Annotated in this window: 24 protein-coding genes; 10 read left to right on the top strand and 14 right to left on the bottom strand. The window is 72.8% G+C overall.

The annotated features are described in order from the left end of the window. The first annotated feature begins 15 nt into the window (after positions 1-15). The gene (locus tag AB0C03_RS10115) at positions 16-948 is read left to right on the top strand and encodes an NHL repeat-containing protein (RefSeq protein WP_156057235.1); all 933 of its coding nucleotides are present in this window, start codon (positions 16-18) and stop codon (positions 946-948) included. A gap of 50 nt (positions 949-998) precedes the next feature. Here the strand turns inward: AB0C03_RS10115 and AB0C03_RS10120 are convergent, their stop codons facing one another. From AB0C03_RS10120 to AB0C03_RS10160, 9 genes are all read right to left on the bottom strand, one after another. Continuing rightward, complete coding sequence (locus tag AB0C03_RS10120; protein WP_357635904.1) at positions 999-1,508, bottom strand: GNAT family N-acetyltransferase; 510 nt, start codon at positions 1,506-1,508, stop codon at positions 999-1,001. A gap of 149 nt (positions 1,509-1,657) precedes the next feature. Next, on the bottom strand, positions 1,658-2,545 hold the full coding sequence (locus AB0C03_RS10125; protein ID WP_051708111.1) for a hypothetical protein: 888 nt from the start codon (positions 2,543-2,545) through the stop codon (positions 1,658-1,660). After that, positions 2,514-3,113, bottom strand: a complete 600-nt coding sequence (locus tag AB0C03_RS10130) for a DUF3618 domain-containing protein (protein WP_357635909.1) — start codon at positions 3,111-3,113, stop codon at positions 2,514-2,516. Before AB0C03_RS10130 ends, AB0C03_RS10125 begins: the two co-directional genes overlap by 32 nt. Positions 3,114-3,134: 21 nt before the next feature. After that, on the bottom strand, positions 3,135-3,530 hold the full coding sequence (locus AB0C03_RS10135) for a phage holin family protein (RefSeq protein ID WP_030327826.1): 396 nt from the start codon (positions 3,528-3,530) through the stop codon (positions 3,135-3,137). Then, the gene (locus AB0C03_RS10140) at positions 3,527-4,165 is read right to left on the bottom strand and encodes a hypothetical protein (RefSeq protein ID WP_051708112.1); all 639 of its coding nucleotides are present in this window, start codon (positions 4,163-4,165) and stop codon (positions 3,527-3,529) included. Before AB0C03_RS10140 ends, AB0C03_RS10135 begins: the two co-directional genes overlap by 4 nt. A gap of 219 nt (positions 4,166-4,384) precedes the next feature. Continuing rightward, entirely contained in the window at positions 4,385-4,813 is a 429-nt protein-coding gene (locus AB0C03_RS10145; RefSeq protein ID WP_030327828.1) for a DUF3263 domain-containing protein, read from the bottom strand. A 104-nt stretch (positions 4,814-4,917) separates the two neighbouring features. Beyond that, complete coding sequence (locus AB0C03_RS10150; protein ID WP_030327829.1) at positions 4,918-5,934, bottom strand: ABC transporter permease subunit; 1,017 nt, start codon at positions 5,932-5,934, stop codon at positions 4,918-4,920. Continuing rightward, the gene (locus tag AB0C03_RS10155) at positions 5,931-6,941 is read right to left on the bottom strand and encodes an ABC transporter ATP-binding protein (protein ID WP_036410615.1); all 1,011 of its coding nucleotides are present in this window, start codon (positions 6,939-6,941) and stop codon (positions 5,931-5,933) included. The genes AB0C03_RS10150 and AB0C03_RS10155 overlap by 4 nt, the downstream gene beginning before the upstream one ends. Positions 6,942-7,062: 121 nt before the next feature. After that, positions 7,063-7,848, bottom strand: a complete 786-nt coding sequence (locus AB0C03_RS10160; RefSeq protein ID WP_030327831.1) for a DeoR/GlpR family DNA-binding transcription regulator — start codon at positions 7,846-7,848, stop codon at positions 7,063-7,065. A gap of 200 nt (positions 7,849-8,048) precedes the next feature. Between AB0C03_RS10160 and AB0C03_RS10165 the strand changes: the two genes are divergently transcribed. The 3 genes from AB0C03_RS10165 to nagA are packed head-to-tail and all read left to right on the top strand — an operon-like array spanning position 8,049 to position 11,037. Continuing rightward, positions 8,049-8,981 carry an SIS domain-containing protein gene (locus AB0C03_RS10165; RefSeq protein ID WP_030327832.1) on the top strand — a complete coding sequence of 311 codons (933 nt, stop codon included), beginning with the start codon at positions 8,049-8,051 and terminating at the stop codon, positions 8,979-8,981. Beyond that, the gene (locus AB0C03_RS10170; protein WP_210858064.1) at positions 8,978-9,931 is read left to right on the top strand and encodes an ROK family protein; all 954 of its coding nucleotides are present in this window, start codon (positions 8,978-8,980) and stop codon (positions 9,929-9,931) included. Before AB0C03_RS10165 ends, AB0C03_RS10170 begins: the two co-directional genes overlap by 4 nt. Further along, positions 9,928-11,037, top strand: coding sequence for an N-acetylglucosamine-6-phosphate deacetylase (nagA, locus tag AB0C03_RS10175; protein WP_210858063.1), 1,110 nt, complete (start codon positions 9,928-9,930; stop codon positions 11,035-11,037). The genes AB0C03_RS10170 and nagA overlap by 4 nt, the downstream gene beginning before the upstream one ends. Before the next feature lie 210 nt (positions 11,038-11,247). Here nagA and AB0C03_RS10180 read toward each other — a convergent pair whose 3' ends face one another. Next, positions 11,248-12,471, bottom strand: a complete 1,224-nt coding sequence (locus AB0C03_RS10180; protein WP_051708113.1) for a DUF4032 domain-containing protein — start codon at positions 12,469-12,471, stop codon at positions 11,248-11,250. Between the two features lie 120 nt (positions 12,472-12,591). Here AB0C03_RS10180 and AB0C03_RS10185 point away from each other — a divergent pair, with 120 nt between their 5' ends. After that, positions 12,592-13,329: a phosphatase PAP2 family protein gene (locus AB0C03_RS10185; protein WP_357636222.1), complete on the top strand. Its 738-nt coding sequence runs from the start codon at positions 12,592-12,594 to the stop codon at positions 13,327-13,329. A gap of 9 nt (positions 13,330-13,338) precedes the next feature. Further along, positions 13,339-14,574, top strand: a complete 1,236-nt coding sequence (locus AB0C03_RS10190) for an APC family permease (RefSeq protein ID WP_357635918.1) — start codon at positions 13,339-13,341, stop codon at positions 14,572-14,574. A gap of 18 nt (positions 14,575-14,592) precedes the next feature. On the opposite strand, the gene AB0C03_RS10195 is transcribed toward AB0C03_RS10190, so the two are convergent. From AB0C03_RS10195 to AB0C03_RS10210, 4 genes are all read right to left on the bottom strand, one after another. Continuing rightward, positions 14,593-15,378, bottom strand: coding sequence for an ABC transporter permease (locus AB0C03_RS10195; RefSeq protein WP_030327838.1), 786 nt, complete (start codon positions 15,376-15,378; stop codon positions 14,593-14,595). Next, positions 15,375-16,364: a daunorubicin resistance protein DrrA family ABC transporter ATP-binding protein gene (locus tag AB0C03_RS10200; RefSeq protein WP_030327839.1), complete on the bottom strand. Its 990-nt coding sequence runs from the start codon at positions 16,362-16,364 to the stop codon at positions 15,375-15,377. The genes AB0C03_RS10195 and AB0C03_RS10200 overlap by 4 nt, the downstream gene beginning before the upstream one ends. Before the next feature lie 30 nt (positions 16,365-16,394). Beyond that, on the bottom strand, positions 16,395-19,244 hold the full coding sequence (locus AB0C03_RS10205) for an AfsR/SARP family transcriptional regulator (RefSeq protein ID WP_357635923.1): 2,850 nt from the start codon (positions 19,242-19,244) through the stop codon (positions 16,395-16,397). Between the two features lie 90 nt (positions 19,245-19,334). Beyond that, entirely contained in the window at positions 19,335-21,320 is a 1,986-nt protein-coding gene (locus tag AB0C03_RS10210) for a potassium channel family protein (protein WP_357635925.1), read from the bottom strand. A gap of 95 nt (positions 21,321-21,415) precedes the next feature. On the opposite strand from AB0C03_RS10210, the gene AB0C03_RS10215 reads away from it, so the two are divergent. The 4 genes from AB0C03_RS10215 (at position 21,416) to AB0C03_RS10230 (ending at position 25,429) form a co-directional block, all read left to right on the top strand. Then, positions 21,416-21,904: an MSMEG_6728 family protein gene (locus tag AB0C03_RS10215; protein ID WP_030327842.1), complete on the top strand. Its 489-nt coding sequence runs from the start codon at positions 21,416-21,418 to the stop codon at positions 21,902-21,904. Positions 21,905-21,949: 45 nt separating this feature from the next. Next, positions 21,950-23,497: an FAD-dependent oxidoreductase gene (locus AB0C03_RS10220; RefSeq protein WP_357635929.1), complete on the top strand. Its 1,548-nt coding sequence runs from the start codon at positions 21,950-21,952 to the stop codon at positions 23,495-23,497. 67 nt (positions 23,498-23,564) lie between these two features. Beyond that, positions 23,565-24,773, top strand: coding sequence for a hypothetical protein (locus AB0C03_RS10225; protein WP_051708116.1), 1,209 nt, complete (start codon positions 23,565-23,567; stop codon positions 24,771-24,773). 212 nt (positions 24,774-24,985) lie between these two features. Beyond that, positions 24,986-25,429, top strand: a complete 444-nt coding sequence (locus AB0C03_RS10230) for an HNH endonuclease (RefSeq protein WP_030327845.1) — start codon at positions 24,986-24,988, stop codon at positions 25,427-25,429. Positions 25,430-25,495: the final 66 nt, after the last annotated feature.

Raw genomic sequence — 25,495 nt, forward strand, 5'->3', positions numbered from 1 at the left:
GTCAGGTGGTGTTCGGTGCGCAAGCGGCTCTCTCTTCTCCTCGTCCCCCTCGTGGCGGCGGCGACGCTGGTCTCGGTCGGCGCACCGGCGACGGCTCATCCGGCGAAGCCTTTTCCGGCCCGGATCGCGCTGCCGGACGGGTTCACCCCGGAAGGGTTGACGATCGGCCGGGGCACCACCGTCTACGTGGGTTCTGTCCTGGATGGTGCCGTCTGGCGGGGTGACTTACGCACCGGACGCGGCTCGGTGCTGATCCCCGGCACCCCGGGCACCGCCAAGGCAGGCATCAAGCTCGACGCGAAGGGGCGGCTCTGGAGCGCCGACTTCTTCGGCGGTGGGGCCAGCGTGTACGACCCGGGCAGCGGCGCCCGGCTGGCCCACTACCAGTTCACCACCGACGCCAACACCCTGGTCAACGACATGGTGATCACCGAGCGGGCGATCTACTTCACCGACTCCGTCCGCCCGGTGCTGTACGTGGTGCCGCTGGGCCCCGGTGGTCGACTGCCGGCCCCGGACGCGTTCCGGGTGCTGCCACTCACCGGTCCGGGCGCGACGCCGGACGCGTTCAACAACGGGATCGTGGCACTGCCGAACGGGGACCTGCTGGTCGCGCAGATGCTGACCGGGCAGCTGGTCCGCGTCGACCCGCGTACCGGCGGCAGCGCCCTGTTCGACCTGGGCGGCTACTCGGTGGACCGGGCCGACGGGCTGGTGCTGCGCGGACGCACCCTGCACGTGATCCGCAACCTGTCCAACGTCGTCGCGGTGGTCCGGCTGAACGCCGGGTACACCTCCGGGGTGGTGCAGCGGGAGATTACCGGCCCGCAGCTGCGGTCCCCGGCCACCGGCGACCTGCTCGGCTCGGCGTTGTACGTGGTGAACGGCCGCTTCGACGTGGAGTCGACGCCGAGCACCGACTACGACATCGTCCGGCTGCCGGCCTGAGCCGGGGCGGCCGGCGGCGGCCCTGCGGTCACCGCCGGCCCATCGGCTGCTCAGAAGGTGGGCGGCGTCGAGTCGAGGCAGATCTGGGCGCGGATCTTGCCGTCGTCCTCGTGCAGTTTCGCGCCGCACTTCTCCAGGACGGCGACCGCACCGATGTTGTCCGGGGTGGTCTCAGCGACCACCACCCGCATGCCGGCCCGAGCGGCGGCGTTCAGCAACTCCCGCAGGGCTGCCGCACCGATCCCCTGCCCTCGTGCCGAGCGGCCGAGCCACATCCCGGTCTCCACAGTGCCGGGCTCGTCACAGCGCGTCATCCGCACCATGCCCATCACCTCGCCGCTGACGAGGATGGCGTACATCTGCGAACGGGTCGGGCCGTCCAGTCCGCCGAAGCTGGCTCGGTGGAACTCGCGGAACGCCTCGCGACGGGCGAGTGACCAGCCTGCCGGTGCCTCAACAGGGGGCATGACGTCGCCGGGCTCCGCCTCGGCCGCCGCTACGGAGAGCAACGGCTCCAGGTTTCGCTCGTCCACCGGCTCCAGCCGGACCGCACCCGCCACGTGCCGCAGTCTGCCGCCCTCATCGGCCGAAGTCCACCCCATTGGCCATCCACTGGCGGTCCGGACAGCGGTACCGGCCGGTCGGGCGGTATGGGTGTTCCGCATCACGCTCTGTTGTCACCCGACCGGGTGTCTAACGCGCGAACCGCCTACCCGAACTCGCAGAACACCACCGACGCGTCGTCGGTGGACTTGTGCCGGCGCAGTCGGTCGGGGTGGTCGCGCTCGGCGTCCCGCACCCTGTCGATCAACGCGCCCGGACCGTCGACGCTCAGCAGGTCCAGCAGACCGGCCCAGTCGGTCAGACCGAACTGCTCCACCGCGCTGGACGCGCCGTCGCTGAGCAACGCCGCCCGCCGCAGCGCCCCCGGACCGTACCGGGGTGCGGTCCCGGTCACCGCGTGGAAGGCCGCGTCCGGGTCGGCGGCGGCCACCCAGTAGCCGTGAGTGCGGTTCATCCGCTCCCGCTGGACGCTCACCGCGTGCCGGAACCGGGTGACCGGGTCCGCCGCGCCGCCCGGCACGATCGCCACGGTCTCCCGCAGCTCCGTCATCGCCGCGTCCAGCCGGTTGTCGGTGACCACGCTGACCCGCCCGCCCGCGTCGAGGACCAGCGGGCTGTCGCAGAGCACCAGATAGTCGACCTGGTCGCCGCAGTCCCGCAGGAGGCACACCGTGCTGGACGGGGTGCCCGGATGGTCGAGGTCGCACTGACCGCCGTGGTCGGCGCGCACCGCGAGGATGGCAGCGGCCAGGTTGCTGGTCAGCCGGGCCGCCGGGCGTACCGCCTCGGCGACGCCGATCCGGGCGGCCAGGTGCCGGACGTACCACTCGGGCCCGTGCACGCAGCCGGTGTCGAAGCCGTCCGGCACCGTCGCGCCGTCCAGGACACCGACCAGCGGGCCGAACCGGAAGACCAGATCCTCGTTGACCGGCCGGCCCGGGGCCGGCGCGGACGCGGAGCGTACCCGCATCATCGACGCCGGCCCCGGCACGCCGACCGGGTCAGCGCTGTCGAAGGTCGTCGACGGCCGCATGCGTCTCTCCCTGCACCCGACCGGCGGCCGAGCGGCCCTGGTCGCGGACCGCGGACACGCCCTGCTGGGCGCTGGACCGCACCGACTGCGCCGCCTGCTGCGCAGGCTCCCGGAGGTTGTCCTGCATCTGGTGGCCGACCTGGCTCGCCTGCTCACGCAGCTGATCGGAATGTTCACTCACCATGGTCCGCGCTCGTCCGGCGAGTTGCCGCTCACGCCCGCTCGGCGGGATCAACGAGGCGGCCAGCAGACCGACTCCGAAGGCGACCAGGCCGGCTGCCATCGGGTTGCCCTGAGCCTGCTCGCGGGAGTGCTGCCCGAGTGAACGGGTTTCGTCGCGTACCGAGCCGGCCGCGTGCGACATCCGCTGGCTGGCCTCCTGCCCGAAGTGGTTCGAGCTGCCCATCATCTTCTCCTTCGCTCGGGTGAACGCCCCGCGGGCCTGCCCGACGCGGTCACCGGCGATCCGACGCGGGTTGACCTTGCCGGTCAGCGCGTCGACGTCACTGCTCAACTCGTTGCGGGTGGTCTCGATCTCCCGCCGGATCCGATCCGGATCAGTGGACATGATCTGTTCCTCCCGACTCGTTCACCGGCCCCGCAGGGCGTCCGGCAACTCCCGGGCAGTCTGCTTCGTTCGGGGCAGAACCGCACGTGCCCGCTTCAGCTGGGTCCGGGCGTTGATGAAGAGGCCACCGGCAACGGCGGCCCAGAGCACCGCGACGATCAGCGCCGCCCACCCCTGGTCCATCGTGTTGGACAGCCCCCACCAGAGGGCGTACGACACGAAGAGCACCGCCAGGAACCCGGCCAGTCCGGCGCCGCCGAACATCCCGCCGGCCTTGCCTGCCTGGGCGGCCTCCTCGCGCAGCTCGGCCTTGGCCAGCTCGATCTCCTTGCGCACCAGGGTGGACATGTCCCGGGTCACGTCGCCGATCAGCTCGCCGACCGACGCCTGGGTTCGTTCCTTCTCCGGGGCGCTCACAGTGCCACCCCGCCGGGCAGGTCCCGTGCCGGTTGACCGGCCGGCGAGACGTTCTGCGCCCGGGCCGTCCCCACGTACGGCTGCTGACCGGCGTCCATCGGTGCGCCCTGCGCTGGTGACGGAGCACCGGACGCGCCGCCGCCCTGACCGTTGGCCGAGGTCGGCGCGGTCAGGCCACGGGTGAGCCGCCCGACGAGCAGCCCGGCCACCGCCGCGCCCGCGAGGAACGTCGCCGGATGGCGCCGCGCGTACGTGCGGACCTCGTCGAGCACCTCGCCGGGCTGGCGCTCGTCGAGCCAGCCGGCGGCCTGCTGGGCGGCGTCGGCGGCCCTGCGCACCACCTGACCGGCCAGCCCGGAATCGCCGTCCCGTTCGGCCATCGAACTGAGGTTCTGGCCCAGGTCGCGCAGTCCCGCAGCGGCCCGCCGCTGCTGTGTCTGCGCCTGATCCCGAAGCTGCCCAGTGGCCTCCCCGGTCAACTGCTGGGCCTGTCGCCGCGCCTCTGCGGCCACCTGCCCGCCCTGCGCAGCGGCGGTGTGGGCGACCTGACCCCCGGCCTGCGCGGCCTGCTGGCCGACCCGCGAGGCCTCCTGTCGCGCCTGCTGTCCGGTACCGCTCTGGTTCGTTGCCGTCATACCCCGCTCCCTTCCTGGGCCCGAGGTCGCGTGCGACCCCGGAACGCCTCCCGCCTACCCGCCAGGTCAGGCGGCATGCGGCTGGGCCGACCGCCGGACGGCGGGCCGCCAACGGCAGGGCCCACGGCCGCCGCCGGCGATCTTGCACTTTGAGTCGCGACAAAGGCGTGCAGAAGGCGCGAAACGGCCGCAGAAAGTGCAAGATCGCGGGGCGTTCGGTCAGCGGCGACGGTTGCGGGCGCGCGACGAGCGCAGCCGGCGGAGTCGGCTGATCAGCACGGGGTCGGCGGCGAGGGCGGCGGGATTGTCCAGCAGACCGTTGAGCAGTTGGTAGTAGCGGGTCGACGAGAGCCCGAAGGTGTCCCGGACGGCCTGCTCCTTGGCGCCGGCGTGCCGCCACCACTGCTGCTCGAAGGCGAGGATGGCCCGCTCCCGCCCGGTCAACGCCGCCGCCGGGTCGACGGGCTGGACGTCCACCGGTTCGGCCGGCAACGCCGGATCGTCAGCGGTCTCGACCGGCTCGACCGGCAGCGCCGGTTCGTCGGCGGTCTCGATCGCAGGAGCGGGCCGGGGAGTCGGAACGGTCTGGCCGACGCCACCCGGACGAGCGTCGGTGGACGGCTCCGGGGTGGTGGCGTCGGCGGACATTCGCTCAGCCTAGCCAGCCTGGGCCCGGGTCGCAGCAGCCGGCGCGGCGGTGCCGCACGCCCGACGGCCCCCGGCGCGCGCCGGGGGCCGTCGGGGGCCGAACGTCAGGAGATGTCGCGGCGGCGCATCGCCCAGAGCGCCGCCCCGAGGATCACCACCACTCCGACCGAGAGCAGCACGGAGGACTGCTGCCAGGTGATGTCCATCGTGGCCGGCTTGCACTCCCCGTAGTAGGTCGCGTTGCAGGCGTTCCAGTCCTCCAACGTGATCTTCTTGGTCATCCAGGCCAGCGCGTAGGTGGGCAGCAGCCAGGCCTCGGCGAAGCGCACTCCCGCCATGTCCAGCAGGATGCCCAGGCCGAACTGGCCGACCACCATCACCGCCACCACGCCACCGAGGGCCATCGCGGTGTGCCGACCCAGCGAGGCGAGGGCGAACCCGATGGTGGTGAACACCACCACCAGCGCGACGCCGCGTACGCCGGTCAGCACGAACGACTGCCAGACCCCCGAGGTCATCTTCTCGGTGCTGCCCCGGAACGTGGCGACCGCCCAGAACCCGGCGAACCACAGCACCGCGGCCGGAAGCGTCACCGCCAGGATGCCGGTGAGCAGCGCGGCCAGCTTGGTGAGCAGTACGGTGAGCCGCTTCGGCCGCCAGAGCAGCAGGTTCATCATGCCGCCGGTGCTCCACTCGGCGCCGACGAAGGACGCGCCGATGACGAACCCGACCAGGGCGAGGATCGCCGCGAACGGGATCAGCGTCTCGTCGAACGTCTCCTTGAAGTTGAACGTCGAGGGCAGGAACCACTTCGCCTCGATCTGGTCCCGAGGCGGCGGCGCGATCATCGAGCAGTCGTCCGGGTAGCGGCCGTCGCTCGCAGTGCCGGCCGCCTTGGCCTGCTCGCAGGCCGCGCGCTCCTGCTCGCTCCAGCGCACCTGCTCCTGGTACTGCTGGTCGGCCTGACGCTCGGCCCGGGCGAGCTGACCGGCGTCGATCTTCTGGTTGGTGAGGAACACCCCGACCACCACCGCGGCCAGCACCACCAGGCCGAGCAGCGTCATGTAACGGGTGAAGCGCCGCTTGCTGAGCCGGCGCAGTTCGGTACGAAAGAGGCTCACGCGCCCCACCCTCCCCCGGCGGGACCGGGCTGAGCCGTCCCGCCGACCTTCATGGACTCGTCGACCTGCCGGTGCTGGCCGGGGACCGGCGCGGTGGCGGTCAGTTCGAGGAAGACGCTCTCCAGGTCGACGGCGATCGGCGCCAACTCGCTGACGTAGAGGTTCTTCTCGGCGAGCAGCCGGGTCACCGACGCCGGCTTGTCGACGCCGGCCAGCATGAGGTGGTCGGGGTGACCGGTGACCCGGATCCCCGCCTGGGTGAGCACGTCGGTGGCGACCGGCAGGTCGCTGACCGCTTCCAGCCGGATCCGCACCGCACCGGACGAGTGCTGCGCGAGCACCTCGTCGACAGGGCCGAACGCGACCCGCCGGCCCAGCGAGATGATGGTGACCGAGTCACAGATCAGCTGGATCTCACCGAGGATGTGGCTGGACAGCACCACTGTCATTCCGGACTCGGCGAGGTTACGCATCAGCGTGCGCATCTCCCGGATGCCGCCCGGGTCGAGGCCGTTGGCGGGCTCGTCGAGGATGAGCAGCTTCGGGTTCTTCAGTAGGGCCGAGGCCACCGCGAGCCGCTGCTTCATGCCCAGCGAGTACGTCTTGACCCGCTCGCCGGACCGGTCGCGCAGCCCGACGAGTTCCAGCACCTCGTCGACCCGGGTGGCCGGCACCTCGCCCGCCCCGGCGAGCAGGGAGAGCGTGTCGCGTGCGGTGAAGTGCGGGAAGAACTGCGGGCTCTCCACGATCGCGCCGACCTGGCCGGCGACGGCGGGCAGCGCGTCGGGGACCTCGTGCCCGAGCAGCACCATCCGGCCGCCGTCGGGTCGGATCAGGCCGAGCAGGGTACGCAGCGTGGTGGTCTTGCCGGACCCGTTGGGACCCAGGAAGCCGTGCACCTGCCCCGCGTCGACCCGCATGTCGAAGCCGTCGAGCGCGTTGCGGGTGCCGCGTCGACGACTCTTGTACGTCTTACGTAGACCTTCGATCTCCAGGACAGCTGGCAAGCTGCACCTCCCCCGATGGGTGGGCGTGACAGCCGACACCATACGCGGTATGCAGGGCCACGCAATACGCGGTATGCATTGACGCGCCGATCAGGTCATTTCATTGACGGAGCGTGACCGGTCAGGCGCAGATGACCTGCACTCCGGCGGCGCGGAACGCGTCCACGATCTCCGGCGCGGCACCGGAGTCGGTCACCAGCGTCTCCACCCGCTCGACCGGGCAGATCCGGGCGAAGGCGTGACCCCCCAGCTTGGACGAGTCCGCGATGATCACCACGCGCTTGGCGCGGGCCACCATCAGGTTGTTCATCGCCGCCTCCCCCTCGTGGTGGGCGGCGGCGCCGAGCTGCGGGTCGATCGCGTCCACACCGAGCAGGGCGACGTCCAGGGTGACCTCGCGCAGCAACGCCCCACCCAGTGGGCCGACGAGCTCGAACGACTTCGGACGCACCACGCCGCCGGCCACCACCACCTTCATCCGGGATCGGACCAGCAGCTCGTTGGCGATGTTCAGCGCGTTGGTCACCACGGTGAGCTGGGCGCCCTCGGCGCTGGTGTTGAGATCCGGGCGCACGGCGAGCGCCCGCGCCACCTCGGTGCTGGTGGTGCCACCGTTCAGGCCGACCACGGTGCCCGGCGTGACGAGCGCCGCGGCGGCCGCCCCGATCCGCTGCTTCTCGGCCGAGTGCTTGGCCGTCTTGTACCGCAGCGGCAGGTCGTACGACACGCCGTTGGCGACCGCGCCGCCCCGGGTCCGCGTGATCATCTGCTGTTGCGCGAGCTGGTCGAAGTCACGCCGGATGGTGGCCTGGGAGACGTCAAGCCGCTCGGCCGCCGCCTCGACGCTGACCCGGCCGTTGTCGGTCAGCATTTCGAGCAGGGCGTTCCATCTGGCGTACCGGTCCACCGCGGGGGCCCTCCCAGCAACTGCACGGACGGTGATTGATTGCGTGCACACTAGTGCGCGAAACTAGGCTGGCGCAAAAGACTGACCTGCGCGATCGACTGGTCGGTTGCCATGGTCACCTGCGTTCGCGCAGAATAACGCGCGAAATGCGGGTGTAACGAGCCGTATTGCGCACCGATCGGCCCTGCGAGGAGTTTCCCATGGCGTACGTGGACGCGGAGATCGCGAGCCAACCCGACTGCTGGCGGGAGGCGGCCAGGCTGGCCGAGGTCGTACGCGGTGACCTGCCGCGCCCCGGTGAGCGGGTCGCCGTCGTCGGTTGCGGCACGTCGTGGTTCATGGCGATGGCGTACGCGGCCCGCCGCGAGCAGGCCGGCCAGGGTGAGACCGACGCGTTCCAGGCGTCCGAGTTCCCCGCCGGCCGCCGCTACGACCGGTTGATCGCGATCACCCGTTCCGGCACCACCACCGAGGTGCTGGACCTGCTCGCCGCGCTGCGCGGGCACACACCCACCACCGTCATCGTCGGTGACCCGGCCTCCCCGGCGGTCGACCTGGCCACCGCCACCGTGACCATGCCCTTCGCCGACGAGCGGTCGGTGGTGCAGACCCGCTTCGCCACCACCGCGTTGGCCCTGCTGCGGGCCCAGCTCGGCGACCCGGTGACCGCGCTCGCCGCCGACGCCGAGGTGGCGGTGCGATCCCCGTTGCCGATCGACCCGGCCACCATCGAGCAGGCCACCTTCCTCGGTCGGGGTTGGACGATCGGGCTGGCGCAGGAGGCGGCGCTGAAGTGCCGCGAGGCGGCCACCTTCTGGGCCGAGGCGTACCCGGCGATGGACTACCGGCACGGGCCCATCTCGGTCGCCGCGCCGGGCCGGCTGGTGTGGGCGTTCGGTGAGCTACCCGACGGGCTGCCCGAGGATGTGGCCGCCACCGGCGCGGCCTTCGTGCACAGCCGCACACACGGGTGGCGCACGGTGCTGGGCAGCTGGTCCGCCGGCCGTACCCCGGTCGACCCGATGGCCGACCTGATCCTGGCCCAACGCTTCGCGGTCGCGCTGGCGACCAGCCGGGGCCTCGACCCGGACGCGCCCCGTCACCTGACCCGGTCAGTGGTTCTCGCGCCATGACCGATGACCGCGTGGTCGTTGCGCTGGACGTCGGCGGCACCGGCATGAAGTGCGCAGTGGTCCGACCGGACGGCGTCGTGGTACGCGCCGAGCGGCATCCCACCGACGCCGCGCGCGGCCCGGCCGCCGTGGTCGGCACCATCCTCGACGTGGCCGAAGGGCTGGCCGACAAGGCCCGCGCCGATGGGCTCACCCCGATCGCCGTGGGCATCGCCGTGCCCGGGGTGGTGGACGAGGCGCGCGGCGTCGCGGTCTGGTCGGCGAACGTGGGCTTCCGGGACGTACCGGTGCGGGACCTGGCGGTGGCGCGGCTCGGCCTGCCGACGGCGCTCGGCCACGACGTGCGGGTCGGTGGTCTCGCCGAGGCCCGGCTCGGTGCCGGGCGCGGCAGCGGGCACGTGTTGTTCGTGGCGATCGGCACCGGCATCGCCGCCGCGCACGTCGTCGACGGCACGGCCGCCGTCGGTGCCCACGGCGCCGCCGGGGAGATCGGACACATCCTGGTCCGGCCCGACGGTCCGCGCTGCGGCTGCGGTCGTCGGGGCTGCCTGGAGGCGATCGCGTCGGCCGCCGCGATCGGCCGCCGCTACGCCGAACTCGCCGGGCCGAGCGCCGACGCCGCGGTGACGGCGGCGGAGGTGGCCGAACGGGCCGCAACCGGCGAACCGCTCGCCGGCCAGGTCTGGCAGGAGGCGATCGACGCGCTCGCCGACGGTCTCGCCAGCGGGCAGGCGCTGTTCGACGTGGCGACGATCGTGCTGGGCGGCGGCCTGGCCCAGGCCGGGGACGGGCTGCTGACCCCGCTGCGGGCGGCCATGCGAGAACGAATGACCTTCCACCGGGAGCCGCACCTGGTCGCGGCAGCCCTCGGCGACGAGGCCGGTTGCCTCGGTGCCGCCCTGCTCGCCCTGGACGCCGTGGGTGTCCGTGACCATCAGGAGAAGCGATGACCGTACGGGTGAACGGCCGAGTGGTGACCCCGACCGGAGTCGTCCGACAGGGCTGCGTCGAGTGGGACGGGGATCGGATCACGGCGGTGGCCGAGTATCCATCGGTGCGCGACGGGCACTGGATCCTGCCCGGTTTCGTCGACATGCACACGCACGGCGGGGGCGGCCACACCTTCACCACCGGGGACGCCGACGAGGCCCGCGCGGCGGCCGGCTTCCACCTGAGCCACGGCACCACCACCCTGCTGGCCAGCCTGGTCAGCGCGCCCTTCACGTTGATGCGGTCGGCCACCGAGGCGTTCGCCCCGTTGGTCGAGGAGGGCGTGTTGGCGGGCGTCCACTTCGAAGGGCCGTACCTGTCGGCCGCCCGCTGCGGCGCGCAGAACCCCGAGTACCTGCGCGACCCGTCGACCGACGAGCTGTCCGAGCTGATCGAGCTGGGCCGGGGCGCGGTCCGGATGGTCACCCTCGCCCCGGAGCGCGACGGCGCGCTGGAGGCGATCAAGCTGCTCACCGCGCAGCGGGTGGTGGCCGCCGTGGGCCACACCGACGCCACGTACGAGCAGACCCGCGCCGCGGTCGCCGCCGGCGCCAGTGTCGGCACCCACCTGTTCAACGGGATGCGGCCGGTGCATCACCGCGAGCCGGGACCGGTGGTGGCGTTGCTCGACGCGCCCACGGTGATCTGCGAGCTGGTCGCCGACGGGGTGCACCTGCACGACGGCATGCTGACCTTCGTCACCGCGACCGCCGGGCCGGATCGCGCCGCGCTGATCACCGACGCGATGGCCGCCGCCGGAATGTCCGACGGTGAGTACGAGTTGGGCGGCCAGGCTGTCACCGTCGCCGACGGGGTGGCCCGACTCGCCCGCGACGGCGCGATCGCCGGCAGCACGCTGACCATGGACGCCGCGCTGCGGCACGCGGTGAACGCCGGAATCCCGATCGCCGACGCCGCCCGGATGGTGGCCACCACCCCGGCGCGGGCCATCGGCCTGGGCGACCGGGTGGGCGCCCTTCAGGTGGGCCTGCGCGCCGACCTGGTGGTGCTGGACGACGACCTCAACGTGGTGCGGGTGCTGCGCGGCGGCTCCTGGGTGGAGTGACGCGCCCGGTGTCGGCCCATGGCCGCAGGCTGCCCGCCCGCGGCTAGCCCCACAGTGCACCTGGAGGGCCTTTGGAGCTGAATCGTTTGCGGCATCAGCTCCAAAGGCAGCCGCTTGGATAAGTCCGGCCGCCGAGCAGACCAGCAACCGTATGAACGAGCCGGCCGCGCAGGCCAGTAATGACCAGGCCAGGAACAACCGGGCCGGGCCTCAGCTCAGGCTGGCGACTTCCACGCCGAGGACGGCCTGCTCGTCGGGGCGGTGCACCAGCACGTCGGACAGGTACGACTGGACCGCGTGGCGCATCCCGACGTCCCGGCCGGCCTGCTCGGAGAGCAGCCACTTGTGCTCGATGATCTGGGCGAACAGCTCCTGCGGCTCCAGCTTGCGGCGCAGGTGCGTGGGGACGGCCCGAACCACCGGCTCGAAGACCTCGGTGAGCCAGCGGTGCGCGGCCTGCTGCTCGTCGATCAGGTCGCTCTCCGCCCGGTAGGCGTCCAGGTCGTTGAGCAGCTTGCGGGCCTGGTTCTCCTCGGCGTCGAGCCCGGTCAGCCGCAGCAGCCGCCGGGTGTGGTAGCCGGCGTCGACGACCTTTGGCCGGACCAGGAAACGCCCGCCGTCGATGGACGACATGGCCACCTCGGCGACGTCGAAGCCCAGCTCGTTGAGGCGGCGGATCCGACCCTCGATGTCGTGCCGGGCCTCCCGCTCGATCGCCTGCTCGTAGGTGATCTCGTGCCAGAGCCGCTCGTAACGCTGCACGACCTCCTCGCAGACCACCTCCGGGTCGATGGACTCGTGCAGCAGGCCGGCGGCCTGCAGGTCCAGCGCCTCACCGAAGATGTTCACCCGGGCGATCTCCAGGTCCTCACCGCGCTGCCCGTTGGAGAGCGAGTTGTGCAGGGCGCCCGTCTCCGCGTCCACCAGGTAGGCGGCGAACGCGCCAGCGTCCCGCCGGAACAGCGTGTTCGACAGCGAGCAGTCGCCCCAGAAGAAGCCGGTGAGGTGCATCCGCACGATCAGGGCGGCGAGCGCGTCGAGCAGCCGGCTCATCGTCTCCGGCCGCAGGGTGTGCGAGAACAACGCCCGGTACGGCAGGGAGAACTGCAGGTGCCGGGTGATCAGCACCGATTCGAGAGGTTCCCCGTCCTCGGTCTGCCGGTCGGCGACGACCGCCACCGCCTCGACCGAGGGAAAGTCGATCCGCTCCAGGGCCCGCAGCAGGTCGTACTCCCGCTCGGCGATCCGCTCGCGGGTCTCCTTGAACGCGTACACGTAATCGCCCAACCGGACGAACCGGACGATGTGCCGGGAGATGCCCTGCGGCAGCGCGACCAGGTGTTGGGCAGGCCACTCCTCCAGCGGCGTCGACCAGGGCAGGTCGAGCAGCGCCGGGTCCACGAGGGCAGACGTGATCCGCACGGGCACAAGCATGACGCCTCGCCCCCGGTATCCGCTCCTGATCGTGGTTGGGCCCACAGCGCCGCACATCCCGGCCTCGCACCGGGCCGGTAGCGTGGTCGCGTGTTCAAACCCACGGCGGTACGACGTGACCTGCGGCTACGGCCCGTCCGCCCGGCCGGCTGGTGGTTCGACGCCCTCCTGCTCGTCGGTCTGGCCGGGTTGACAGTCGCCCTCGCCGCCGGGCAACTCTTCGGATTGGACCGGGCGGTCGCCGACTGGGCCGACGGGCACCGACCGGCCGCCGCGTACTGGGTCGCCCGGGTGCTGAACTTCCTCGGCCAGGGCACCCCGCTGACCCTGATAGGCGTCGGGCTGGGAGTGCTGCTGGCCGTTCGGCTGCGGTCGGTGCGGCCCATCCTGCTGCCGGTGGTCGGATTCGTGGTCACCACCTTCACGATCGGTCCGCTGAAGGTCTGGACCGCGCGGGCCGCACCGAGCGCCAGCGTCAAGGAGCCGTTCCTGTCGCCTGAGCAGACCCTGCCGCTGTTCCACGACGACCTGCCGGTCCGATTCGCCCAGTCCTACCCGTCGGGGCACGTCGCCAACGCCATCGTCTGGTACGGCGTCATCGCGCTGCTGCTCGCCCCGCTGGCCCGCAGCTTCGGCCGGCACCTACCGGCCCGACTCGTCACCGTGATCCGCATCGTGCCGCCGCTGGTCGTTCTCACCACCACCACCTACCTGGGCTGGCACTGGCTGACCGATTCGGTGGCCGGGCTGCTGCTGGGGCTGTTCCTGGACCGGCTGCTGCACCGGGTGCCCTGGGACGGCATCCCGCTTCCCGGCCGGCTACGCGAATGGGACCGGCCGTTCACCTCGTACTCCTAGGTTTGGCCTGTGGATCAACTGGCGCGGCGACTGGGCGTACCCGATGCGGTTGTCATCGGGTTGGGCTCGATGCTCGGCGCTGGCGTCTTCGTGGTCTTCGGCCCGGCCGCGGCGGCGGCCGGCGGCGCCGGCCTGCTGCCGGCGCTGGTGCTGGCCGGCTTCGTCGCCTTCTGCAACGCGACGAGTTCGGCGCGGCTGGCCGCCCGGTACCCCGAGTCCGGCGGCACCTACGTCTACGGGCGGGAACGCCTCGGCCCGTTCGCCGGGTTCCTGGCTGGCTGGGGCTTCGTGGTCGGTAAGACGGCCAGCTGCGCGGCGATGGCGTTGACCATCGGGGCGTACCTGTGGCCGGGCCAGGCCCGGCTGGTGGCCGCCGCCGCGGTGCTCGCGGTGACCGCGGTGAACCTGCGCGGCATCGGCAAGACCGCCGCCGTGACCCGGGCGTTGGTCGCGCTGGTGCTCGCGGTGCTGGCCCTCGTCACCGTCGTCGGCCTGCTGGGTGGGCCGGTGCACCTGGACCGGCTCGGTGAGAGCGGCGGTTCGGCGCGGGGTGTGCTCACCGCCGCCGGCTTGCTGTTCTTCGCCTTCGCCGGCTACGCCCGGATCGCCACGCTCGGCGAGGAGGTCCGCGACCCGCAGCGGACCATCCCGCGTGCGGTGCCGCTGGCGCTCGGGGTGGTGCTCGCGATCTACCTGGTGCTGGCCGTGGTCGCGCTGGGTGTGCTCGGCGCCGACCAGTTGGCCGCTTCCGCCGCGCCCCTGGTCGACGTGGTGACCGCCGCCGGGCTGCCCGGCCTGGCGTGGGTGGTCCGCGCCGGTGCGACCATCGCCGTCGTCGGGGTGCTGCTGTCCCTGGTCGCCGGGGTCGGCCGGACCACCCTCGCGATGGCCCGCCGGCACGACCTGCCCGGTGCGTTGGCCGCCGTGCACCAGGTGCACCAGGTGCCGCGCCGGGCCGAACTGGCGGTCGCCGCCGTGGTGATCGTGGTGGTGCTGCTCGGCGACGTACGCGGCGCGATCGGCTTCTCCAGCTGCACGGTGCTGGTCTACTATGCGATCACCAACGCGGCGGCCCTCACCCTCGGCCGGGACCCGGACCGGCGGCTGCCGGTCCAGGTCCTCGCCGCTCTGGGTCTGGTGGGCTGCCTGCTGCTCGCCGTCAACCTGCCGCTCAGCAGCGTCCTCGCCGGATTCGGCGTGCTCGCCGTCGGCGCGGCCGTCTACGCGCTGCGGGCCCGCCGCTGACCCCCGTCACGTCCTCGATCAGCGACTCAACCGCCGGTAGCGGCGCACCGCCAGCGGGGCGAAGATCGCGATCAGCAGCACCGGCCACAGCACCGCCAGCAGCATGGCGTGCTCCGCCGGCCAGGAGTCGCCGCCCAGGCCCGGGTTGCCGAACAGTTCGCGGATCGCCGCGACGGTGGCCGACAGCGGGTTCCACTCCGAGATCGCACCGATGACCGACGGCATCAGCTCGGGCGACACGAAGACGTTCGATATCGCGGTGAGCGGAAACGCGGCCGGGAAGACGATCACGCCGACCGTGTCCGGGTTGCGGACCAGCAACGCCAGGTAGATCCCGACCCAGGTGATCGCGACCCGGAGCAGCAGGAGCAGCCCGACGGCGAGCAACGCCTTGCCCACCCCGAGTCGCCACTGCCATCCGACGAGCAGGCCACAGACCAGCAGGGTGGACATCTCCAACAGCGCGCGCAGCAGGTCAGCCGCGCTGCGACCGGTCATCAGGGCGGACCGGGCCATCGGCATCGACCGGAACCGGTCCACGACGCCCCGGCTGAGGTCCAGCGCCACGCCCGTCGCGGTGGCGCCGAGTCCGTACAGCATCGTCATCACGAAGACGCCGGGCAGCAGGAACTCGCGGTAGTTGCCACCGCCGGCCACCTGCATGCCGCTGCCGAACACGTACCCGAAGACCAGCACGAACATGATCGGCAGGGAGAAGTAGAGGATCAGTTCCTCCGGCGCGCGGACCACGTGGAGCATGTTCCGCCGGGTCATCGTCCAACCGTCGGTGATCGCCGTGGTCATGCCACTCCCGCCTTTCGTCCGGCGCCGACGGGCTCGCCGGTCTCGTCGGGCCGGTGCCCGGTCAGGTACAGGAACGCCTCGTCCAGCGTGGCGCGCCGCAGACCGATGTCCTCGACAGCGATCCCGGCGTCGTCCAACGCCCGCACCACGTCGACCAGCCCGGCGACCCGGTCGGCCACCGGGACGCTGAGCCGCCGGATCTCCGGATCGACAGCGGGCTCGACACCGCAGATCGGCGCGACGACACCGGCGGCCCGGGTCAGGGCGGCGGGGTCGCGGACCACCACCTCGATCCGGTCGCCGCCGGTCATCGACTTCAGCTCGTCCGGCGTCCCCTCGGCGACCACCCGCCCGGCGTCGATGACCGAGATCCGGTTGGCGAGCTGGTCGGCCTCCTCCAGGTACTGCGTGGTGAGCAGCACCGTGGTCCCGTCCGTGACCAGGCCCCGGACCAGGTCCCACACCTGGTTGCGGCTGCGCGGGTCCAGGCCGGTCGTCGGCTCGTCGAGGAAGAGCACCCGAGGGGTACGGATCAGGCTGGCGGCGAGGTCCAGCCGGCGGCGCATCCCGCCCGAGTACTCGCCCGCGGACCGGTTCGCCGCCTCGCTCAGCCCGAACCGTTCCAGCAGTTCGTCGGCGCGTCGGCGGGCAGCCCCTCGGCCGAGCCGGAACAGCCGGCCGAACAGTTCCAGGTTCTGCCGACCACTGAGGGTCTCGTCCACCGCGGCGTACTGCCCGGTCAGCCCGATCCGGGCGCGCACCTCGTCGGGCTGGCGCAGCACGTCGTACCCGGCCACGCTGGCGGTGCCGCTGTCGAAGCGCAGCAGCGTGGTGAGGATCCGTACCGCCGTCGTCTTGCCCGCGCCGTTGGGGCCGAGCAGCCCGTACACGGTGCCGGCCGGCACGGCCAGGTGGAAGGTGTCCAGCGCGCGGGTGGGGCCGTAGCGCTTACCCAGCCCTTCGGCCACCACGTCGAATGTCGTCATGCCCCCACCGTGCGGTGGCTCGCTGACGGGTCACGCACGCTCCGCTGACGGCGGCGCACCAGGGCCGGCCTTCTCCGCCTCGGTGATCTGTTCGAGAACGAACATGATCTCCGTACGGGTGGCGTCGCCGACGTACCAGCCGGTGAGTCCGCCGGTCAGCGCCGCTTCGCAGAACCGCCTCGCCTCGGCCAGGTCACCGCGCAGCCGGGCAACCTGGGCGAGGCCGAGCCGGGCGCCGGAGACGAACTCCGGTGCGCCGCTGCGCTGCGCGAGGAGCAGTGCGGCGGCGAGGTCGTCGCCCGCGGCGCCGAGGTCACCGGCGCGCAGCCTGATCTCGCCCCGGGTACGCAGCATGTCGGCCCGGTCGACAGTCGATTCGAGTTCCTCGGCCAATCTCATGGCCTGGGCCATGTGGGCGCCCGCCGCTTCCGGATCGTCACGCCAGGCGGCGAGTTCGCCGAGCACGCCCAGCGTGATCATGGACCCCCAGCGGTCCCCGGCCTGCCGGAAGCCGTCGAGTGCGGTCTCCAGTGCCGTCGCGGCCTGGTCCCACCGGCCACTCCACATCTGCGCCGAGCCACTGCCCATCGCGCCCAGCGCGTTGATCCACACGTCGGAGCCGACCAGCCGCCGCAGCTCCCGCATCAGCTCGTTGACGTGCTCGGACCCGCCGGACGGCGGTCCGGCCGAGATCCCGGACAGATACAGCAGGAAGGGTTGCCGGGGCGGACGGTCGAGACTGCGGATGACGGAACGCTGCGTCGTCAGCGAGTCCAGCGGCCCCGATCCACCGAGCGAGGCGTTGTAGACGCAGAGCGTGTACTCCTCGCGCAGCCCCGCAGGCGCTTCGGGGCCGAGCACACCGAGGACGTCGGCCGCCAGCCGGGCCCCTTCCCCGCGCATGCCGCGCAGCCACCAGTAGAACGACAGGGCGGCGACCATCCCGGCCGCGTCGGACGCGTCACCGGCGGCCGTGGCCCGGCGCAACGCCGCGTGCAGGTTGTCCCGCTCGGCGTCGAGCAGTCGCAACCAGTGCAGCTGTTCGGCGCGCCGGAGGTGGTCGCTGGCGGTCCAGGCGAACTCCAGGAAGTACGCGGTGTGCGCCCGACGCAGGTCGTCGGCCTCGCCCGCGTCGGCGAGACGCTCGGCGCAGAAGGCCCGCACCGTCTCCAGCATCCGGTACCGGCCGCCGGACATCTCCACGAAGGACTTGTCGACCAGGCCGGTGAGCGCGTCCACGAACTCCCCGCCGGGCAGGCCGCAGACCCGTTCGGCCGCTTCCAGCGTCGCGCCGCCGGCGAAGACGGTCAGCCGGCGGGCCAGTCGGCGTTCGGCGTCGCCGAGCAGGTCCCAGCTCCACTCGACCACGGCCCGCAGTGTGCGGTGCCGGGGCGACGCCGCCCGGCTGCCCATCGACAGCAGCCGGAACCGGTCGTCGAGGCGGGCGGCCACCTCGGCGACGGGCAACGCGCGCAGCCGGGCGGCGGCCAGCTCGATCGCCAACGGCAGGCCGTCGAGGGTGCGGCAGATCCGCAGCACCGTGTCGACGTTGGCAGCCGTGACGGTGAAGTCGGGTGCGACGTCGGTGGCCCGCTCGGCGAAGAGGCGGACGGCGGCGTACTCGTCGGCGTCCAGCGCGGACGCGCCCGGCGGTGGCACCGTGAGCCCGGAGAGCGGGCACAACGCCTCACCGGCCAGCCCGAGCGGTTCGCGACTGGTGGCCAGCACCCGCAGCGTCGGGCACGCGCCCAGCAACCGGGCGGCCAGCCGGGCGGCGTCCGCGATGACGTGCTCGCAGTTGTCGAGCACCAGCAGCAGTCGCCGCTCGGCGAGCGCCTCGACCAGCCGGTCGGTGGGGTGCCGGCCCGGCTCGGCCGAGGCGCGCAGACCCGCGTCGCGCAGGCCGAGCGCGCTCAGCACCGCCTGCGGTACGTCCGCACCGTCGGCCAGCCCGGCCAGTTCGACGAAACGGACCTCCCCGTCGACGTGGCCGGCGGCCTCGATCGCCAGGCGCGTCTTGCCCGCGCCGCCGGGGCCGGTGAGGGTGACGAGCCGGCGCTCACCGAGCAGTTCGCCAACGCGCTTGAGCTCCTCCTCCCGCCCGACGAAGGTGGTGAGTTGACCGGGTAGCACCGGTTGGGCGGACCCGCGTTCCGCACCGCGCAGCACCGCCAGGTGGATCGCGGCCAGCCCCGCCGACGGGTCGACGCCGAGCTGCTCGGCCAGGATCTGCCGGGCGTCCTCGAACTCGGCCAGCGCCTCCGCAGGCCGACCCACTGCGGCCAGGGCCCGCATGAGCTGACCACGCGCCCGCTCCCGCAACGGATGCGCGACCACGAACTCCCGTAGCTCCGCGATCAGTGCGCCGTCCGCGCCCAACGCCAGGTCCGCCTCGACCCGGTCCTCGACGGCGGCCAACCGCAGCTCGTCCAACCGGGCGGCCTGCGCGGAGGCGCCGATGGCATCGGCCAGCGCAGGGCCTCGCCACAGCTCCAGCGCCTCGCGCAACAGGGCCGCCGCCCGGCTCCAGTCGCCGTCGACGAGCGCGCGGCGTCCCGCCTCGGCGAGCCCTTCGAACCGGTACGCGTCGACGTCGTCGGGATCCACGGCGAGGCGGTAACCGGCCGGGTGGAACTCGACCGGGTCGTGCCCGACGGGCAGGGCCTGGCGCAGCCGTGACACCTGGGACTGCAACGCGTTTGCCGCTCCCCGAGGCGGATGCTCCCCGTACAGGCCGTCGATCAGCCGTTCCGCGGAGACCACCCGGCCCGCGTCGAGCAGGAGCAGCGCCAGCAGGGTGCGCAGCCGCGGACCGCCGACGGGGACCTCGCGCCCGTCGGCAAGCACCACCTGGGTCGACCCCAGGATGCGGAAACGCATGCCATGGATTGTCGCGCAGTGCCGGCCGGTTCCCACGGCCCGACCAGCCGACCTCACGGATCGGGAGGCTCAGCCCGCGTCGGGATGGCGTCAGCCCTCCTCGCGGGTGCCGTCATTCCGGAGGGGCAGCTCACGTCCGTCGGGTTGGTCGCCGTTGGTCGCCCAGGGCACCTCCCCGGCGGCAGGAACGGGATGCGCCGCGCCGGGCGCCGAGGCGGCGACCTCGGAGTCGGTCGGGCCCGGCACCGAGGGGGGTGCCGCCGCCGTGGCGTGCACCCCGCCGTGGACCGCCCCGGCCGGTCGGGGGATCGGGCCCGGTCGGGCCGGCGGGGCGCACTGCCGGGTCAGCCAGTCCAGCCCGCGCCGCCGGGCGACAACGGTCAGCCGGTCACCCGCGAAGATCACCTGCCGGGGGTCGAGGTCCTTCCACCAGATCGTCTTGGCACCGCCCGCCGGGGTGCGTGCGATCAACCGGACCTGCCCGTCCCGGTTGACCACGTCCAGCGGCCGACCGTCCAGTTCGGAGCCGGCGGCGACCGGCACCTCGGCGACCGGCAGCGCGTGCCTGTCGACGGGGATGGTGGTGATCACGGCGCGTTCGGTGAGGGCCCCGATGAAGGCCGGTGCGGCCAGGTAGGAGACCGACCGGGACACCCCGAGGGCGAAGGTCTCCTCCACCCGCTCGGCGAAGTCACCGTCGAAGAACCGCAGCACCACCCGCAGGTCGTTGCGGAGGTCGCGAGCGGCGAGCGCTGCCTCCAGGTTGGCCACGTCGTCGGTGGACGCCACCACCAGCGCCTGACAGTCCGCCACCGAGGCGGCCACCAGCGTCTCCGGCAACGCGGCGTCGCCGACGATGAGCGGCACCTCCAGTTGGCGGGCCAGTGCCGCACCGCGCGGCTCCGGGGCCTTGTCGATCGCCACCACCTCGACGTCGTACTCGCGCAGCTGCGCCATCACCCGGGTGCCAACGTTGCCCAAGCCGATCACCACCACGTGCCCGACCCGCGCCGGTTGCAGCCGGCCGGTGTGCAGGGCCAGCCGGGCGTTGACGATGCCGTCCACCACGACCGCGGTGATCAGCGGGATCAGCGCCAACCCGGCCAGGTTGAGCACCACCTGCATGATCTGCGCGTCCGGTGCCTTGGTGGTGTCCGGGTCGGCGCCGCTGAGGGTGGTGACCAGCGTCAGGTACAGCGCCTCCAACGGGGAGACGTCCTCGGCCCGGGAGATCAGCGCCCCCAGCACCGCCATCAGCGCGAGCACCGCCATCACCGCGACGCCGATCTTGCGGGTGGCGAAGCCGCGAACCGCTCCCATCACCACAGCGACCGGACGACGCCGCCGGCGCGCGCGAACCAGCCGACGGGCGGCGACCTCGGTGCCCGGGGGCTGCCCGGTCGCCTCGGCGAGCACCAGGTCCGCGCCGGCCTGCTCGGCGGGCAGCAACTCCACGCCCTGCGCCTCGGTGAGGTGGGCCAACGCGCAGACCACGTCCTGCGGTCGGACGTCGGCTCGCCGCGCCACCCGCAGCGTCTTGTCCCGATGCTGGAAGGAGCTGGGGTCGACCTCGTTGAGCGCGGCGGCCACGAAGGCCGGCGCGGCCATCTCGGCGTCGGAGAGCACCTCGACCGGCGCCTTCAGCAGTTTGCGTACGCCGTCGGCGAGGGTGCCGTTGAACATCCGCAGCACCTGGCGGACCCGCTGGTCGACAGCCTGCGCGCAGAGCGCGGCATGCAGGTTGCCGACGTCGTCCTGGTTCAGCAGGGCCAACCCGGCAGCCCCGGCCAGACCGGCGGCCTCGAAGGTGTCCACGTCCAGCCGGTCCGAGCGGACCACCCGGACCCCACGCAGCCCGGCCACGTCCGGCCCGTTGCTGCGGTAGCGCTCCGGCACCACGACGGTGACCCGGGCCCCACCGGCCGGCAGGTCAGATTCGAGCATCGCCCGAGCCACGTAGTAGGCGAGGGCGTCCTTCCCGCAGATCACGTAGTGCGGGCGCGGATCACCGACGGATCGCAGCCGCCAGTTCCACTCGACCGCCCGTCGCGCCCGGTCCCGCCACGGCTCCGCCATGCCCGGATCGTAATCAGCACGGCCATGCTGGGCGACCCTGTCCGGATCATCCCCGGGCCAGGCATGCCCACTCCGACGGCGGGTAGAGCAGCGCCATGCAGACGTTCCTCCCGTACCCGGGCTTTCTGGCCAGCGCCCGCACGCTGGACCAGAAGCGGCTGGGCAAGCAGCGGGTGGAGGCCATCCAGGTGCTGCGCGGGCTCACCCGACCCGGGTACGGCTGGCGCAACCACCCGGCCGTGAAGATGTGGGCCGGGTACGAGGAGGCGCTCGTCCGCTACGGGTTGGACATGTGCGCGGTCTGGACCGAGCCGGGGCGGGCCGACACCTGTGCCACCACGATGACCGTCGACCTCACGGCCGCCTGCGGGCCGGGTGTCATCCGGACCCAGGACGAGCTGGCCGAGGCCGGTGAGCTGCCACCCTGGCTGGGCCGCGACGACCTGCACCTGAGTCACCGTTCGTCGCTGCTGCGCAAGGACCCGGCGCACTACCGCCCACTGTTCGGCGACGACGTGCCAGACGATCTGGAGTACGTCTGGCCCGCCTCCGACCGCCCCCGCCGATGCCTGCCGACCGACTAGGGCTCTGAACAGGCCGTTGGGCCGCAGGTGGGGCAGACTGGGCCCATGGCGCTGTCGCAAGTGGTAGGTCGGCTGATCGGCGTACGGCAGCACCTGGTGGACCCGGGCGGCGGTGGCGCCGACCGGGTGCCGCGACCGACCACGGCGCTGGTGGTGGGTGGCGGCATCGCCGGCATGTCGGCGGCGGTGGTGCTCGCCGAACGGGGTGTGGCGGTCACCGTGCTGGAGGCGGCGCCCACGCTGGGCGGTCGACTGGGTGCCTGGCCGGAGGCGCTCGCCGACGGCAGCCAGCAGAACGAGCACGGCTTCCACGCGTTCTTCCGGCAGTACTACAACTGGCGGTCCATCCTCCGCCGGGTCGACGGTGACCTGGGCTTCCTCAAGGCCATTCCGGGCTACCCGATTCTCAGCGAGCAGTGGCCCACCGAGGAGTTCGGCAAGCTGCCCCCGGCACCTCCGGCGAACCTGCTCGCGTTGCTGTTGCGCAGCCCCAGCCTGCGTCTGGCCGACCTGCGGGTGATGGATCGGGACGCCGCGCTGCCGCTGCTCAGCTACGACCCGGTGCGCACCTACGCCGACCTGGACGACACCACCGCCGACGAGCTGCTGGCGTCGTTGCGACTGCCGGACCGGGCGCGGGCGATGCTGTTCGAGGTCTTCTCGCACTCGTTCTTCAACCACGAGGCGGAGATGTCGGCGGCCGAGATGGTCGCCCAGTTCCACTTCTACCTGCTCGGCAACCCGGAGGGGTTGGCCTTCGACTGCCCTGACGAGGACTACGCCACGGCGATCTGGCAGCCGCTGACCCGGTACGTGGAGAAGCACGGCGGTCGGATCCTCACCGACTGCGCCGCCACCGGGGTGCACCACGACGGCGAGGGCTGGCGGGTGACCACCACCGACGGCGGCAGCCGCCCGGCCGGCCACGTGGTGCTCGCCGTCGACCCACCGGCGCTCGCCGCACTGGTCGCGGCCTCGCCGGACCTGACCGAGCGGGCACCCGAGCTGGCGGCACGGATGCCCGCCTTCGGCACCCCCGGCCCGCCGTACGCGGTGGCCCGGTACTGGTGTGACGGGGACGTCGCCGCCGAGCGCGCGGTGTTCAGCGGGGTGTCCCGGCAGCCCACTCTGGACTCGGTGACGCTCTACCACCGGTTGGAGAACGAGTCGCGCCGCTGGGCGAGGCAGACCGGCGGGTCGGTCATCGAGCTGCACGCGTACGCCTGCGAACCCGGCGTGCCGGCCGAGGAGTTGGCCGAGCGGATGCGCCGCGAGCTGGTCGCGCTCTGGCCGGAGGCCGGCGACCTGCGGGTCCGCGAGCTGCGCGCGCGGGTGGAGGCGCAGGCGCCGGCTTTCACGCCGGGCAGCCACTCCTGGCGGCCGGGGGTACGCACCGACGCGACCGGCGTCTACCTGGCCGGGGACGGCATCGCCACGGACTTCCCGAGCGCGTTGATGGAACGCTCTGCCGCGACCGGGATCATCGCCGCGAACCACATCCTGCGGGCCGAGGGCGCCGCCGCGGAGCCGGTGCGCTCGATCCGGCCGCGTGGGCTGCTGGCCGGCAGGCTGAATCGACAAAACACCACATAAGCCCCGGCACGCTGCCGTACGCTCGAATGATCAACCGTCGATCGGCCGGACGGGAGGGCAGCGGGAGATGTCACCACTGCACCGCGCCGGCGCGGACCACGGCTCGTCGATCGACGAGATCGGCCGCGACGACACGTACCCGCTGATCCGCGACGAGCGCGCCTGCATCGTCACCGCGCTGCGGCTCGGTTGGTGGATGGCGGACGCCTACCACCACGGGCAGCAGGCGCAGCCCCGCGCCTTCGCGGAGACCCGCCCCGCCGTACCGCCGGCCAAGCTCTCCAACCTCACCGAGATGTCCGCGCACCGGCGGATGCGGATGTACCTCGACGGGGTGGACGTCGCGGTGGCCCAGATCGTCGAACTCACCCGGCACACCGGGCCGGTGCCCGACACCTCGGCCGCCCGGACCCTGCTACCCGACCCGGGCCAGCCGGACCCCGCCGACCCGGTGCCGCTGCTGCTCGCCCTCGACGACCTCAACGTGGAGGTGCTGCGCTGGGCGATGGCCGCCAACCACCGGGTCGGGCTGGCCTACCGGTTGGGCCGATCAGTGGCCGACACCGTCCGGGCCGGTGATGTCACGCAGCTGCTGCGGCAGTTCGGCGGCCGGCACGTCCAGATCAGCCGGTGGCTGGACGAGCTGGCCAGCGTGCTGCCGCCGTACTCGGCCGCGGTGGTGCGCCGGTCGCTGGCCGACTGGGCGAGCGCCGTCGACCGCGCCGGCCACGGCGACCCGACCGAGCCGACGCCGGCCGCGCTGAGCCGGGCCCTACGCGGCCAGGGTGACCTCTGGCGGGACGTGCTGACCGGCGGCCTGCACCCGCGCGACCTGCTCGACGAGGAGGACTACGCGGTGATCGCCAGAAACCTGATCATCCGGGACCGGCGGCTGGTGGCGCAGGCCGCCCGGGGCATCTTCTGGCCGGTGCTCGTACCCCTGCTGTTGGTGCTCTTCGCGGTCGTCGGGGTGAGCGCCGCCGCGGCCGCCGGCTCACCGACCACCCGGGCCACCGTCGCCCTGGTGGGCCTCGGCGCCGGGCTGGCCGCGATCTGGCGCTCGGTCTCCGGGCCCGCCCTGGCCGTCGCCGGTGAGGTCAACCGGCCGCTGCTGGACAGCGAACTCACCACCAGGATGGCCCTGCGGCTGAACCGGCCGCTGACCACCGCCCGGGTCGCTGTGAAAGCGGCACCCCGCACCCGCCGCCAGCGGCGACCCGAAGACACCGGCCGATCGAAATACGTTGCCCGGGTCTCCCGCGTCGACCTACCGTGAGCGCGCACTGTCAACCACCACCGCGGGAGCAGCACATGACGATGTCGCACGTCACCACCGTGCCGTCGACGCTGCCCGGTGACGGTTGCCGAGCGGAAGGTCCCCGGGCGGGCCGGCCCGACTGACGCGTACCCGTACGTGCCGAGCCGCCCCGTCCGACCACTGGACCGGGCGGCTTCTTGCTGTCCGCCACCAACCGGAAAGGAGTCCCGGTGGACGCCGTCCTCGTCATCAACGCCGACCTCGGCCCGCTGCACCGGGTCACCGTCCAACACGCCGTCCGAATGCTCTGCCGTCGGGTTGCCGAGATCCACGAGGCCGAGCCGGACCGGGTGATCGGGGTCTTCCCGATGCCCCGGGTGGTGCGGCTGGTCCGCTACGTGGTCACCCGGTGGAGGTTCAACTCCGGGCCGGCCTGGTCGCGCGCCGGTGTGCTGCGCCGCGACGACCGGTGCTGCGCGTACTGCGGTGGGCCGGCATCCACCGTCGACCACGTCCTGCCCCGCTCACGCGGCGGCCGGAACACCTGGCGGAACACCACGGCCGCCTGCTACGCCTGCAACCAGCGCAAGGGGGACCGGACGCCAGCGGAGGCGGGCATGCCGCTGCGCCGGGAGCCCGTGAACCCGGGCTGGGGGGTGCTGGCCGGGCGGTGATGGACCGGCCGGCGGGAACGGGGGGCCGCGGCCCGGGTACGCCCCGGGCGCGGCACCCGCCGGCCC

Source organism: Micromonospora parva (assembly GCF_040649675.1).
GTDB classification, from domain to species: domain Bacteria; phylum Actinomycetota; class Actinomycetes; order Mycobacteriales; family Micromonosporaceae; genus Micromonospora; species Micromonospora parva.